The sequence below is a fragment of the Macrococcus brunensis genome (assembly GCF_022343725.1).
In the GTDB taxonomy this organism is placed as follows: domain Bacteria; phylum Bacillota; class Bacilli; order Staphylococcales; family Staphylococcaceae; genus Macrococcus; species Macrococcus brunensis.
On record NZ_CP092179.1, the window covers coordinates 1,725,413 to 1,739,762 of the forward strand.

14 protein-coding genes and 1 pseudogene are annotated in these 14,350 nt (G+C 43.6%); 5 read left to right on the forward strand and 10 right to left on the reverse strand.

The window, feature by feature from the left end; translation table 11 throughout:
* Positions 1-5: 5 nt before the first annotated feature.
* The 3 genes from MGG13_RS11345 to murT are packed head-to-tail and all read right to left on the reverse strand — an operon-like array spanning position 6 to position 2,222.
* Positions 6-134 (reverse strand): hypothetical protein, encoded by a 129-nt coding sequence (locus MGG13_RS11345; RefSeq protein ID WP_275416071.1) that lies wholly within the window; start codon positions 132-134, stop codon positions 6-8.
* A 58-nt stretch (positions 135-192) separates the two neighbouring features.
* Entirely contained in the window at positions 193-912 is a 720-nt protein-coding gene (gene gatD / locus MGG13_RS09090) for a lipid II isoglutaminyl synthase subunit GatD (protein ID WP_133431558.1), read from the reverse strand.
* Positions 912-2,222 carry a lipid II isoglutaminyl synthase subunit MurT gene (gene murT / locus MGG13_RS09095; RefSeq protein WP_239034662.1) on the reverse strand — a complete coding sequence of 437 codons (1,311 nt, stop codon included), beginning with the start codon at positions 2,220-2,222 and terminating at the stop codon, positions 912-914. Before murT ends, gatD begins: the two co-directional genes overlap by 1 nt.
* Before the next feature lie 168 nt (positions 2,223-2,390).
* Here murT and MGG13_RS09100 point away from each other — a divergent pair, with 168 nt between their 5' ends.
* From MGG13_RS09100 to MGG13_RS09115, 4 genes and pseudogenes are all read left to right on the forward strand, one after another.
* Positions 2,391-2,627 carry a FeoA family protein gene (locus MGG13_RS09100; RefSeq protein WP_239034663.1) on the forward strand — a complete coding sequence of 79 codons (237 nt, stop codon included), beginning with the start codon at positions 2,391-2,393 and terminating at the stop codon, positions 2,625-2,627.
* Complete coding sequence (gene feoB, locus MGG13_RS09105; protein ID WP_239034664.1) at positions 2,620-4,590, forward strand: ferrous iron transport protein B; 1,971 nt, start codon at positions 2,620-2,622, stop codon at positions 4,588-4,590. The genes MGG13_RS09100 and feoB overlap by 8 nt, the downstream gene beginning before the upstream one ends.
* 10 nt (positions 4,591-4,600) lie before the next feature.
* On the forward strand, positions 4,601-4,759 hold the full coding sequence (locus MGG13_RS09110; protein ID WP_133431554.1) for a FeoB-associated Cys-rich membrane protein: 159 nt from the start codon (positions 4,601-4,603) through the stop codon (positions 4,757-4,759).
* 42 nt (positions 4,760-4,801) lie between these two features.
* A pseudogene (locus tag MGG13_RS09115) lies at positions 4,802-5,317 on the forward strand (3'-5' exonuclease); the annotation flags it as partial.
* A gap of 395 nt (positions 5,318-5,712) precedes the next feature.
* On the opposite strand, the gene MGG13_RS09120 reads toward MGG13_RS09115, so the two are convergent.
* From MGG13_RS09120 to MGG13_RS09135, 4 genes are read right to left on the reverse strand one after another with little or no spacing between them, the layout of a single operon-like run.
* A complete protein-coding gene (locus tag MGG13_RS09120; RefSeq protein ID WP_133431552.1) occupies positions 5,713-5,916 on the reverse strand; it encodes a hypothetical protein in 204 nt (67 codons plus the stop codon).
* A gap of 5 nt (positions 5,917-5,921) precedes the next feature.
* Positions 5,922-7,001 (reverse strand): DNA polymerase IV, encoded by a 1,080-nt coding sequence (gene dinB, locus MGG13_RS09125; RefSeq protein ID WP_239034665.1) that lies wholly within the window; start codon positions 6,999-7,001, stop codon positions 5,922-5,924.
* A gap of 4 nt (positions 7,002-7,005) precedes the next feature.
* Positions 7,006-8,352: a 23S rRNA (uracil(1939)-C(5))-methyltransferase RlmD gene (gene rlmD / locus MGG13_RS09130; RefSeq protein ID WP_239034666.1), complete on the reverse strand. Its 1,347-nt coding sequence runs from the start codon at positions 8,350-8,352 to the stop codon at positions 7,006-7,008.
* The gene (locus tag MGG13_RS09135; RefSeq protein ID WP_239034667.1) at positions 8,349-10,127 is read right to left on the reverse strand and encodes a 5'-nucleotidase C-terminal domain-containing protein; all 1,779 of its coding nucleotides are present in this window, start codon (positions 10,125-10,127) and stop codon (positions 8,349-8,351) included. The genes rlmD and MGG13_RS09135 overlap by 4 nt, the downstream gene beginning before the upstream one ends.
* Before the next feature lie 113 nt (positions 10,128-10,240).
* Here MGG13_RS09135 and MGG13_RS09140 point away from each other — a divergent pair, with 113 nt between their 5' ends.
* Positions 10,241-11,062 (forward strand): glucose 1-dehydrogenase, encoded by an 822-nt coding sequence (locus MGG13_RS09140; RefSeq protein WP_133431548.1) that lies wholly within the window; start codon positions 10,241-10,243, stop codon positions 11,060-11,062.
* A gap of 214 nt (positions 11,063-11,276) precedes the next feature.
* Here MGG13_RS09140 and MGG13_RS09145 read toward each other — a convergent pair whose 3' ends face one another.
* The 3 genes from MGG13_RS09145 to MGG13_RS09155 all read right to left on the reverse strand — a co-directional run bounded on the left by MGG13_RS09145 (position 11,277) and on the right by MGG13_RS09155 (position 14,269).
* Positions 11,277-12,239, reverse strand: a complete 963-nt coding sequence (locus MGG13_RS09145) for a diacylglycerol kinase (protein WP_133431547.1) — start codon at positions 12,237-12,239, stop codon at positions 11,277-11,279.
* A 36-nt stretch (positions 12,240-12,275) separates the two neighbouring features.
* Complete coding sequence (locus MGG13_RS09150; RefSeq protein WP_239034668.1) at positions 12,276-13,682, reverse strand: helicase HerA-like domain-containing protein; 1,407 nt, start codon at positions 13,680-13,682, stop codon at positions 12,276-12,278.
* Between the two features lie 80 nt (positions 13,683-13,762).
* Positions 13,763-14,269 carry a GrpB family protein gene (locus MGG13_RS09155; protein ID WP_133431545.1) on the reverse strand — a complete coding sequence of 169 codons (507 nt, stop codon included), beginning with the start codon at positions 14,267-14,269 and terminating at the stop codon, positions 13,763-13,765.
* Positions 14,270-14,350: the final 81 nt, after the last annotated feature.

The window sequence follows — 14,350 nt, forward strand, 5'->3', positions numbered from 1 at the left end:
TTGAACTATTTCTTATCGTCTTCTTTTCTGTCGCCAGGTTCATTCTGCAGCTGTTCTCTTACTTTTCCGTCGACGAGACCTGGAGTATCGTCCGTCATACGCTGTGACGTTGTTTTAGGATCTTCTTTAGTCATGATAAACCCTCCTGTCAGTTAGATAGTTAACTTTACCCGTCAGGAGACTCATTAATCTTTATTTATCTGAAAGTAACCGGTCGATGATAACTTTCTTTGCGTTCTCTTCAATTGTGTTATCATTCAGCGGTCTGAATTCAATATTCTTACGTTCGCAGGCTGCCTTTAGGAGATAGTCTGTGATCTCATGATTCTTCGGCAGAATCGGTCCGTGTAGATAAGTGCCGAGGAGGTTTTTGTAATGGATACCTTCTTTTTTATCAGTGTCGTTATTACCGAACCCTGAAACGACATGGCCCAGTGTATCGTAGTCATGATAGGTGCGGCCACCGTGGTTCTCAAAACCGACGATTTGTCCGAACGTCTCTGATTCAATGACGATGTTACCCGTCAGTCGGTCAGTTTTAGATTCTGTATAGAAATCCAGGATATTGAGTCCTTTTAGTTCATGACCATCCGGTGTCACATATTTTTCACCTAGGAACTGGTATCCTCCGCAAATAGTGAGTGCAGGTACACCGTCTTCTATCGCAGCTTTGAACTCATCCTTGATTTTGAAGAGTTCTTTAGTGGCAATCGCCTGTTCGCGGTCACTACCACCACCGATAAAGAGGATATCGGCATCTGATAATTTAAGCCCTGCTGTTTCCTTCACATCTGTGACATCGACATCAATGCCGCGCCATTTCGCTCTTTTTGATAAGGCGATGATATTACCGATATCGCCGTAAAGGTTAAGTTTATCAGGCATGAAGTGATAAATATTAATCGCTGTCATTATTTATCCTCCTTGAAATAAGTCGTGAGTGTCGTATGCATCGGCTCAAGCGATGTGTAGTTTGGAATACAGACCGTATAATCATCAAGTGCCATCGCCTGCAGTGTCGCCTGTTCAATGGAGCGTTCAACTGTAATCTGCGCAGGTATCTCTGCATATTTCAGTCGTACTGCCAGTTCTTCCGCGCGGTTTCCTGTACAGATGATATGACCGATTGTCTGTCTCGACAGCTTTTCAAAGTCAGCATCCCAGATCCAGGAGATATCGCGACCATCTGCTCCGTTATCATTCAAGCTGATCAAATATGATTTAGAACCCTGGATTTTCTCGCCAACTGACAGACTCGCATTTAGACCCGCTGGATTTTTGGCTAGATTAATAATCGCTTCTTTTCTGTCATTAGAGAAATACTGCATCCGACCATTATCTGATGCATAGCTCTCGAAGCCGTTTCTGATGGATTCATTATTTAGACCGAGTTCGCGCAAGACACTGTAGGCCGCGATGATATTAAAGACATTGAAGTCTCCAGCAAGCTTCATATTAAATGTAGCCCCGTTAATCACCGGTACAAGATACGGGTTCTCAGAAAGTGCTTCCACCTCATATTTAGGTTCACTGCGGTTGAAGCCGCATTCACAGCTATAGTGCCCAATCTGGTTGTAATGAATTGCCTCGTAGTGAAGTAAACGTCCGCAGTTCGGGCAGTATTTACTTTCAATCATCGTGCTTTCTTCGAAGTGATGAATACCCGCTTTCATACCGTAATAGACAACATCTCGACTCGCAATTTTCAGTCGTGAGACAAACGGATCATCGGCATTTAAAATCAACTTGATCCCTTTATTCTTAATATGGTCAGCGATACGGTCGACCAGAATATCGATTTCACCAAAACGATCCATCTGGTCGCGGAAGAAGTTCGTGAAGACCATCATCGTCGGTGTCATTTCATTCAAGACACGCGGAATAGAACCTTCATCAATCTCGATGATAGCGAGCTTTGTGTTCTTGTTAGACTGTACGATAAAGCTCGATGTGATACCCGCCGCCATATTCGCACCTTCTGTATTATGGATGATGTTGATGCCATTTTCCTTTAATGTATGACCGATTAGATTAGAAGTGGTAGTCTTACCGTTTGTACCGGAGATAAAGACGACATCATCTACAGTTGATGCCATTTTTCTTAAAATCTGTGGATCTATTTTTCTGGCTAACTGCCCTGGTAAATCAGTGCCTCTTTTACCGGCAGCGATACTTGCCTGTCTCGACAGTTTTGCCATTAATTTAGCTGTAAAAGTTCTCATAATGACCTCCTTGATTAACAATTTATTATACCATTTGATGGATATAAATCACATGATTAAGAAAATGATTTTCATGGAATGTTCATCTAATACATCTTGTTAAACTAGAATCACCATGCTAATATTTAATTGAAAATGATTATCGCAATCAAATAAGAAGGTGTCTAAATGCTTCATGCAGCTAATGCCGAAATCGGCGTTACTTATTTTGTTAAATCAATCAGTTTTGATAATCCGGTGTTACAGCACCGTCTAAATGCGCTCGGTCTGTCAGTCGGCAACATGCTGAAAGTTCAGCGTAAAAGCCTTTTTAAAGGTCCGTGCGTCTTTGATATAGAAGGACAGCATATCTGTATACGGAACTGCGATGCGTGCAAGATCATGCTGGAAGCCGCTCATGACTAACACGTTCTGTATTCTCGGCAATCCGAATGTCGGGAAAACATCCCTCTTCAATGCACTGACCGGTTCATATGAATACGTGGGCAACTGGAGTGGTGTAACGGTTGAAAAGAAAATCGGTAAGCTCAAGAAGAACTATGGTAACCTTGTGGATCTTCCGGGTACTTATGACTTGCTCCCTATATCAAAAGACGAGACCGTCGTCACACGATTTCTGCTGCAGGAATCTTTCCAAGGCATGATCAATATCGTTGATGCTTCGCAGCTGCGCCGAAATCTACTCCTGACTATCCAGCTGATGGAATACGGAGCACCTATGATGATGGGTCTCAATATGGTTGACGTCTCAGCTAAACGTGGCTACCGTATTGATATAGACTTATTGATGCATCGTCTGAAGATTCCTGTCATTCCTGTCGTAGCACGCACAGGTAAAGGGACGCATGAAATACTGGAGGCTGTCAATGACCGTCATCTGTCAGCTGCCCGATTGTCGCTTCGCTATGATGACAGAATAGAGGCGCTTATCACGAAAATTATGCCGACATTCAGCGGACTTACGCTCAATAGACGTCATCATCGTTTTCTCGCTGTCCAGTTTCTGATGGATAATCCAGCTGTCATTGAATATGTGGGTTATGATGCGACGCGAGAACAATTAAAAGAACAGATTGATTTCCCTGTCAAAGAACTCATCTTAAAAGCACGTCAGAATAAAATCACTGAAATCCTAGAAGGTGTCGTGACGAAACCTGAAGTCTATAAGACACCTTTGACAGAGACAATCGATAGTATTGTCACACACAAATATTTCGGCATGCCTATTTTCCTGCTGTTAATGTGGCTGATTTTTCAGACGACATTCACCTGGATCGGTACACCGCTCTCAGATCAGCTGGATGCATTTTTCGGTGGTCCATTAACAGACTGGGCACACACCATCATGACAAAGCTCGGTGTGGTCGAATTTCTGCAGAATCTAATCACTGACGGTATTATAGCGGGTGTAGGCGGTGTCCTAGTCTTCGTCCCTCAGATTCTAGTCTTATTCTTCTTCATCTCACTGCTCGAGGACTCAGGTTACATGGCGCGTATCGCAGTGATTATGGACCGTTTAATGGAGTTCTTCGGACTGAACGGCAAGTCATTCATCCCGATGATTATCGGCTTCGGGTGTAATGTGCCAGGTATTATGGCTGCACGTAGTATCGAAGAAGAGAAAGAACGTCTGACGACTATTTTAATCGCACCTTTCATGTCCTGTTCTGCACGATTGCCTGTCTATGCACTCTTTGCCGGTATATTCTTCAAGGAGAATCAGGCTTTAATTGTGTTGAGCTTGTACGTCATCGGTGTTGTCGTTGCTTTATTCATGAGTTTTATTCTATCGAAGACACTCCTGAAAAATGACACTTCAATCTTCGTGATAGAACTGCCGCCCTATCGTTTACCATCGATTAAAACTTTATGGCGCAGCACATGGGAAAAAGGAAAAGGGTTCGTCAAAAAGGCGGGGACATTTATTTTCGGAGGATCTGTATTGATCTGGCTCTTAAACTACACAGGGCCCGCCGGCCTCAATGTAGGGATCGGCGACAGTTACCTTGCGATGATTGGCGGCGTAATCGCGCCGCTCCTTGCCCCTCTTGGTTTTGGTACATGGCAGGCGGGTGCTACACTGATTCCAGGCTTTTTAGCTAAAGAAGTCATCGTCAGTGCGATGGCTATCATCTATGCGGTCAGTGATGATGCCTTGATACAGGTGATTCATAGCCAGTTCACGCCGCTGACTGCCTATGCGTTCATGCTTTTCATCCTGTTATATATCCCCTGTCTGTCAACAGTCGCTGCTATTCGTAAAGAAACAAGTTCATGGAAATGGACATTTCTCGCAATGCTCTATCCTATCGCAGTTGCCTATTTCTTAACGTTTGCTGTCTATCAGCTCGGCCAATTGTTCATTTAAGGAGGCTCTTATGTCATTATTCATCAATATTCTGCTCGCCTTACTCATATTTGGATATGCTGCTTTTACACTGGTCAAATTCTTCAAAAAATCCAAAGAAGGTAAATGTAACAGCTGCTCTGTCAATCATGACTGCGGCTGTGACATACCTAGAGACAAACCTCTATAGGTTCTGTCTCTTTTTTTGTATACTGAAACAAAAGGGGGACGTATGATGAATGAGTTTATTGCACTCGATTTCGAGACAGCAAATGGTCAGCCGGCAAGTGTCTGCAGCGTCGGTATGGTGAAAGTGCAGGGCAATATGATGACGGAGACGTTTTATACACTCGTCAACCCTGAGACATACTTCTCTAAAGGCAATATTGCTGTACACGGCATTAAGCCGGAAGACGTAGTAGATGCACCGATATTCCCTGACGTCTTCCCGCATATGATGGATTTCATTGGTGATCTGCCTGTCGTCGCTCACTTTGCGCGTTTTGATATGAATGTGCTCTATCAGTCGATTGAACGCTATAATCTTGAGCTGCCGACTATGCCTTACTTCTGTTCATGTAACATGGCGCGCAAAACAGTCAAAAATCACAGCTACAGCTTGAAAAATATGATGAAGTTCTATGACCTCGATTTTCACGGGCATCACCATGCTTTGAACGACGCTAAAGCAAGCGCTATGATCACGCTCCGCCTGCTGAAACACTATGATTCACTGGAAGACTATCTCAAACGTCACCGTTCGTATTTGTCCGGTATGAAATACAAGAAAAGCCAGCAGATGAGCCGCTATAATGCAGAGCTGAATGCCATTAAACCGTCGACGAAAGATTTTGATCTGACTCATCCTTTTCATGATAAAAAGCTTGCAATATCGGGGACCCTGCATCTGAAACGAAAAGATATCGTCCAGTATATCGTGGATCACGGCGGACAGTATGAGACTGATGTCGAGCAGGCTGATATCTATCTCTTCGGCAAACAAAAGAACAATAAACCTTCCGCTAAAGACAATGCGATCACTAACCGGATAGCCCGCGGTGAAGAGGTTCAGCTGATCAGTGACGACAAGTTAAAACAATTGATCGAGTTCTATAAATAAAACCATGTCCTATGGACATGGTTTTATTTGCGTCTATATTTAATATTCTGTCTGATGCTGTCTCGTGATACCGGTCTCTCCAGTTTGTGGTCTACCCAGAACAGGAACACTGCAAGTACAATAATCCCTAGTAGTTTCCAAAGGTCAAAGCCATTATTCCATGTATCCATCACAAAGAGAGCGAATAACAAGGCGACAATACCAATAATAGAAAATTTAAATTTCATCTTACTCACTCTTTCCGTTGTATAAAATCATATATCGTCATATTTTCGAAACGCTTCTCCTTTAAATTCCCCACTGTGACACCGATTAAACGTATCGGACGTTCCGTCGATTTCACTTCGGTATAAAGATGATAGGCGATATTATAGATTGCATCTGCTTCAGTGATGTGTTCTGGAAGCTTAAGCTGTTTCGTCACCGTAGTGAAATCAAATTCCTTAATTTTAACAGTTACAATATCTCCTGCAAGATGATGCTGACTCAGTTTGTCGCTGACCTGTTTAGCGAGTTTTCGAATAACTGCCAGTATTTCTTCGTCATCATTTTTATCCACTTCAAATGTCGTCTCTTTACCTATCGATTTACGTGTCCTTTCAGAACTTACAGTATCATCACCTATGCCACGCGCATAGCAGTATAACTTCGGGCCTCTTTTGCCGAACCAGTTGATGAGGTCGCGTTCTGTCTGGTTGAATAAATCCTGTCCTGTTTCAATACCGAGTGTTTTCATCTTCTCTTCAGTGACTTTACCGACACCCGGAAAATCTCCGATGGGCAGCGGCATAAGAATATCATGCACATTACCATGATGAATAATCGTCAGCCCGTCCGGTTTATTCATACCGGATGCCATTTTAGCGAGAAAACGATTATAAGATACACCAGCTGAGCAAGTCAACTGTGTTGCTTCCAGCACATCACGTTTAATATAACGGGCCACTTGTGAAGCCGGCATATCTCGTCTGACAAGATGGGTGATGTCAAGATAAGCTTCATCTAGAGAAACGGGTTGAACAAACTCGGTATAACTTTTGAAAATCTCCATAATCGTGGCAGAGACTTCCCGGTAGACATTGAAGTGCGGTGTCACATAATAACCATCCGGGCAGAGCTGATGCGCCCGACTCATCGGCATCGCTGAATGAACACCAAATTTCCTTGCCTCGTAACTCGCTGTTGAGACGACACCTCTGGAACTCGATTTACCGCCTACGATAACGGGTTTCCCTTTAAGCTTCGGGTTATCACGCTGCTCAATCTGCGCATAGAATGCATCCATATCGACATGAATGATTCTTTTCTCCATCTGCTTACCCCTTTAAGGTCATCTTGCAGACAGCTTCAACATGCGTCGTCTGCGGAAACATATCGACTGGTGTAATCTCATCGATATGGTACTTCTCTTCCAGCAGCTGTATATCACGCATCAAGGTTGAAGGATTGCAGGATACATAGACGATACGATTCGGTTCAAGCTCCAGTAACGTCTCAACAAAGACAGAATCACAGCCTTTACGCGGCGGATCAACCATAACGACGTCTGGTCTGATGCCATCTTCACGCCACTTCAGAATAACATCTTCTGCTTTGCCCGCTTCAAAATGTGTATTTGACAAGTGATTGAGAGCAGCATTCCGCTTCGCATCTTCAATCGCTTTCTCTACTATTTCGACACCGTAGACACGTTCAGCATGTGTCGCCATAAATAGGCCGATTGTGCCGATGCCGCAGTAAGCATCAATGACATTCTGTTTCTCTTCCAGTTCTGCATATTGCAGAGCTTTTCGGTACAGTTTCTCTGTCTGCTCATGATTCACCTGATAGAAACTCATGTCTGAAATTTCAAAAGTCAGCGTGTCCAGCTGGTCATGGATAAAGTCATTGCCCCGAATCGTCTTTGACTGTCTGCCGAGAATCACATTCGTCTTTTCACTGTTGATATTCTGTCTGATACTCGTCACATCAGGAAAACGTGTCATCAGTTCATCCGCAATCTGTTCAAGTTCCGGCAATTGCTTGCTTTTCGTCACGAAGACGACCATCGTTTCGTTCACTTTCGTTCCGCTGCGGAGCACGATATGCCGAAGGTTCCCTCTATGCTTGCGTTCATCATAAATGCTGACATTGTACTTCGTAAGCAGCTGTCGAATCGTGTTCATCAGTTCATCGTGGCTTTCTTTCTGAATCAGACACTCTTCTATCGGCACAATATCATGTGAACGCGGTCTGTAGAAGCCTGTTACAATGCCATCCTGATACTGGACAGGCAGCTGACTTTTATTGCGGTAACGCCAAGGGTTGTCCATCCCTATAATGTCACGAACCGGAATATTGAGCTTCGTCATCTTATGAACTAAGTTTTTTACCTGGTTTTCCTTCATAGTGAGCTGCGCGCTATAGCGTAGATGTTGTATATTACATCCTCCGCATTGCTGATAATAGATGCAAGGAGGCACCACGCGGTCCGGACTTTCTGTTTCAATGGACATCACTTTGCCGATACCAAATCCTTTATTCTGCTTGATCAGCTTGAAAGTGACCGTTTCGTCTTTCACAGTCTTTGGGATAAAAATAGGATAACCTTCTATTTTGACAACACCGTTACCTTCGTGTGTATAATCGATAACTGTGCCTGTTAATATATCGTTTTTCTTCATTCATTTCTCTCTTTCATATTAAGTTCGACGATGATAAAGTCATCTGCCGCATCTGCCACTTTTCGTGCCGGATACTCAAGTAAGACGTCTTCAGCATGTCGACTCGTTTTCATGCGGTAAGTCCCGTCCTCAGTGAATCTGAACGGCCATGCCGCCTTGAAATCACAGCCTTCTTCCTTGATATATTCTATCACAGTTTCTCTGACATCAACATCGAGCACTTCGCCTTCCAGACTTTTTAGAAATGGCGTGAAGTTCAGCCTGTAATCATTGGTCAGCACTGTAAATTCATCATCCGGTTCTACAGCCCGCCCCTCAAATGTCAGGCCTTGAATACGCACGCTGTCTGTCACCTGCACCGCTGCATGGTTATAGCGTGCCGGCACACTCAGATCAATCTGGTAGTCAAGCTCGTAGAAGATATCCATGTTGTAGCTCGGGAAGCCCGGTGCAATAGACTGATTATCTTTGACAATCAGCTCATCACTATAACAATTAAAAGCAGAAGCACTCCACTCGAGCCACTCTTTCAATACTTTTCCTGTCACCTTAACTGCTGCAAGCTTGTTCGGAAAGCGGTAAATACTGATAGCGTCTTTAATCGTCAGAGAGCCTGGTGAAATCATAACGTAATCACTCGCACCATCTCGCCCTGCCTTTAAGGGCGCAGAAGTAGAAATCAGGTTAGGTATATCTCCACGCAACTTCTCATATGCTCTTCTACCGCTTATTGCCACTATTTCAACTGCTCTGCTCGGCGCCAGCTGGCTGAAGAAGCTATCGATATAGTGTTCTGTCTGACCGATTTCTTCATTGATATAATCGAATATAGCCTGATGTGTCGTCTCATTGAGTTCAACAAGGGCCGGATCAATCACCGTATTATTTTTCAGCTCGATGACTTCAGAATGTCCAGACTCGACTTCAAAACCATTCTCAGTCTTTTTCAGCGTCAGTTCAATCCGGCCGAGATGGCTGCCGAAAGAAGTCGGCTGTACCGCATAAACGTGATGAATACGACTTCCATCAATATAGTCAGCTGTTAATGTATCAGACGGGAAGAGCTGATGTGTATGACCGAAAATAATCGCATCGATATCATCAATCGTGCTGATACGGTGAACCTGGTTCTCAAGCCCATCTTCGTCTGGCAGTGAGGCATCAAATCCTGTATGACAGAGGCAGACAACAACGTCACAATGCTTCTTCAGTTCAGCTGCACATGCTTTGGCAGTCTGATACATATCCTGAACCACAACTTTACCATGCAGCCATTTATCATCCCACATCAGAATCTGTTCAGGGACGACGCCTGTCACCCCAACTCTGATTGTTTCACCGTCACTGAATGTCTTCTCAATGACAGTATAAGGATTAAAAAGATAGTCACCTTCTACAGTCCTGATATTGCAGTTGACGACCGGAAATTCTGCCTGAGCGAGCGTGGACTTCAGATAATCAAGACCATAGTTGAACTCATGGTTACCAAGTGTCATCGCATCATATCCGACTGCATTCATCATCTGCATCACCGGGTGCCGCTCTGGTCTTTTATCGGCTGCGTAATCTGCAATCAGATTGCCCTGCAGAATATCACCGTTATCCAGTACAACAGTCTGTGTTTCTTTCTGCTGATTCTCTTCGACAAGCGCCTTGATCTTACTTCCTGCTAAAATCAGACCATTTATCTCCTGTTCAGTTCCTAAAAAGTAATCATATAAACTTAAATGAGCATGCATATCCGTTGTGCTGAGTATTGTTAGTTGATAAGTCATCTGTCCTCCACCTTTCTTTTCTATTTTATTCCACTGATAGTTCGTTGTCACATAGATTACTTAAAAACGATATGGGTATAGTCTATTAAACTAATTTAAAGGAGACTACAATCATGTATAACGATTTAAAAGATAAAGTGGCACTCATCACAGGCGGTGCTTCTGGTATCGGTAAAGCGATTGCTGAACGTTATGCCGAAGAAGGTATGAAAGTTGTCATCAATTATCATTCAAGAGAAGACGAAGCGAGTGAACTAGTAGAATCTATTAAAGCTAAAGGCGGCGAAGCAGTTGCCGTTAAAGCTGATACAACTAACGAAGAAGAATTCCTCAGTCTATTCCAAAAAACAATCGATACATATGGCGCTCTCCACGTTATGGTCAACAATGCAGGTATGCAGAAGGATATCGTCAGTCACGAAATGTCGACAGATGAATTTGATAAAGTGATGAACGTCAACTTGCGTGGCACTTTCATCGGCTCTCGTGAAGCGATCAAGCATTATATGGAGAAGAAATATAAAGGCGTTGTCATCAATGTCTCAAGTGTACACGAAATCATTCCATGGCCGCATTATGCTCAGTACTGTGCAAGTAAAGGTGGCGTCAAGCTTCTGACACAGAGCTTAGCACTTGAATATGCCCGTGTACAGATTCGCGTCAATAATATCGCACCAGGTTCAATCAATACACCAATCAATGCTGAGAACTTCTCTACTGAAGAGAAGAAAAAAGAAGCAGACGGTTTTGTACCGATGGGTTATGTCGCTGAGCCGGAAGAAATCGCAAGCATTGCCGCATTTCTGGCAAGTAAAGAATCTAAATATATAACAGGACAGACGATTGTGGCAGATGGCGGACTCTCTCTTTATCCATCCCACCGCAACTGGGAATATGATGAACTGGCAGAATCATTTACAGACGAAATTAAATAGAGAGGATTTCTATAGAAACCACGAAACAGCGATAAACTCTAAATTTATCGCTGTTTCGTGGTTTTTCATATTATTTATTATATGAGGAAAGTCCCGCTAATGGAATCTGCAGGACTTTACGTAGTGCTATACTGCCCTTTCTTATGAGAAAAGTCCCGCTAATGGGATCTGCGGGACTTTACGTGATGCTAGACTTCTCAATTCGACTAATCTTTTATTCAACGTCTGTGACTGTATACTGATTATCGATTTTCTTCATCTTCTCAATATTATTCGAACGAGTAATATCATCAAGCGGACTGAAAATCTCTAAATGGCTTGCAAGATTGACGAAATGAGCGGGTAACACGCCCCCATATTCACCGTCGACATTCAAGTCCATCATCTCATATGAAGAGACCTTGATTTCCCGCGCCTTAATGTAATGGACTTTCGGATGATTCAGATGTTCACCGCGTGAGGCAAGGGTCAGTAAATGTCCGAACTCTGCCAGGTTCACTTTTTCGAGAAACAACAGCGTGAAGTAACCATCATTAATAGAGGCATCGGGTACTAGTTTCTCAAAGCCGCCGACAGAATTTGTCAGACCGATCAGGAACAGCATGACTTCCCCTGTGAAAACCTGCCCGTCGTATTCAATACGGACATCAGTCGGTTTAATCTCAGGCAGCATTTCCAGCCCTTTAATGTAATAAGCTAATGGGCCGATCACTGTCTTCAGTTTGCTAGGAGCTTCGTAAGATACAGAAGTGATTTTACCGCCGCCTGCAATATTGATGAAGTAACGACTGTTCATTCGGCCGATATCAACCGGCACTGTAGTTCCTTCAATGATGACATCCACCGCTTCCATGATATCCTTTGGTATCATGAGCGCACGCCCAAAGTCATTGACAGTCCCCATAGGAATAACGCCTATTTTAGGGAGATCCGGCAGGTCTGCAATTCCATTGACTACTTCGTTAAGCGTGCCGTCACCGCCTGCTGCGATGATGATATCGAACTTGTCATGCACTGCTGCACGGGCCGCAACAGTCGCATCACCTGCCGCAGTTGTCGCATGCGCACTCGTCTCGTAACCTGCCTGTTCCAATTTGATCAGGACATCCGGCAATGTTTTTTTGAACAATTCTCGACCAGAAGTTGGATTATAAATAATTCTCGCTCTTTTTTTCATATCTATTCACTCTTTCGGAAGATTCCCTTGATTTTGCTAGCGTCTACGCCCACCAAATATATTGCGGACAATTTCGCGTCCTATCTGTCTGCCGACAGATGTCAGTACAGAAGTTGCCACCTTCTGCAGTTCAGACGGTTTTTCTTTCGTCGCTTTCTTGGCAGGCTGCTTTGTTTCTTTTATTTCAGGCTGCTCAGTCAGTTTCTGCTGAAGCAGTTCGTAGGCACTCTCACGGTCCAGTTGTTCTTTATAAGTCGCATAGAACGGATTCGATTCGAGGGCAATCGGTTTGCTTAAGACACCGATTTTACTTTCAGGTGGTCTGATCCATGCACGTTCAACGATACCAGGTTGTCCGTCGCTATTAAGAAAAGAAACAAGCGCTTCACCGGTTTTCAGTTCGCCGATAACTGTTTCTACGTCCAGCTCCGGGTTCTGTCTGAATGTCTCTGCTGCACTCTTCACCGCTTTCTGATCACGCGGTGTGAATGCACGTAACGCATGCTGAACACGATTACCGAGCTGACCGAGTACTTCGTCAGGTAAATCGATTGGGTTCTGTGTCACGAAATAAACACCGACCCCTTTAGAACGGATAAGGCGCACGACTTGTTCAATCTGCGTGATAAATGCCGAATTGGCGTCTTTGAATAAAAGATGAGCTTCGTCAAAGAAGAAGACAAGCTTCGGTTTATCCGCATCGCCTACTTCGGGTAGAATCTCAAACAGTTCAGTCAGCAGCCAGAGCAGAAATGTCGTATAAAGGAGGGGCTGGCGATACAGTTCAACTGCATGCAGAATATTGATGACCCCTTTACCGTTCTCCTGCTGCAGGAAATCTTCCAGTTTAAGAGCAGGCTCACTGAAGAAATGACCCGCACCTTGACTATCCAGTTCGAGCAGCTTACGCTGAATCGCACCAATAGACTGCTTCGTCAGGTTGCCATATTTCGTCGTATACTCTGCTGCATGATCACCCATATGATTGAGCAGTGACTGCAAATCCTTGAGGTCAAGGAGTGCCAGGCCTTCATCGTCACTGATTCTAAACGCCATATTCAGAATGCCCGTCTGCGTCTCATTCAGTCCCATCAGGCGGGACAGAAGAAGTGGACCCATTTCAGTCACTGTCGCACGTATCGGCGTCCCCATTTTGCCGAAAATATCCCACATTCTGACTGGAAACTGCTGCGGTTGATAATCTGTCAGATCCAGTAATGTCAGACGTTCCTGAATCTTATCATTCATTTCCATCGGCTCGGCGAGGCTGGTCAAATCTCCTTTAATATCAGATAGGAAGACTGGAATCCCTGCTTTTGAGAACTGTTCTGCCATGACTTTAAGTGTAATGGTTTTACCTGTACCTGTTGCGCCGGCAATCAGACCATGGCGGTTCGCCATTTTTTCTTCTAAACCGATATTCTCGGCAATTTCTAGCGTCATCTTTCATCCCCACTTTATCAATAATCTCACTGTCTCTAATTTAACTTATTCTATAAGATTACACAAAAAAAAGATTCTTTTCAGAATCTTTTCTGCCATTCTTCTGCTTCTTTTTTCAACTGCAGCATATATTCGATTTCTTTTAACTGAAATTCCATTTCGTCTTTAGCCTGCTGCTTATTTTTCAGCAGAAAATGAATATACTGTTCTTTTGCTGATACATTCTGTCTTAAGTAATCTCTGAAAAGCAGGAGCGACTTGACCTGTTTCATATCATTTTGCTCAACCCATCTAATCTGTATAGATTGTCCGCCGCTCTTTTTCTCATGGATGATGCAGTCAGATGACTGTTCTACACATGTGAAGCCTTGTGCTTCAATAGCCTCCATCTGCTTCTCAACATGACGGTAGTGTTTGACGACCGGCATGATATTGATTTCATCGATGAATGGTAATCCTTCAACTGCTGAACTGCCGTATTGATGTATTTCAGTAATCGCATTTCCCAGAATTTCAATCAGCTGCTTCGACTCTTCAATAAACAAGGTTCTGTACTCCAGGAAACTGCGAGGTGTATTTTTAATCATAGTATGCCCTCACTTGTATCTCATTTCGTTTTGTAGTTCTTTAAATATAGATACATATTCAAAACATATTACCATTTTTTA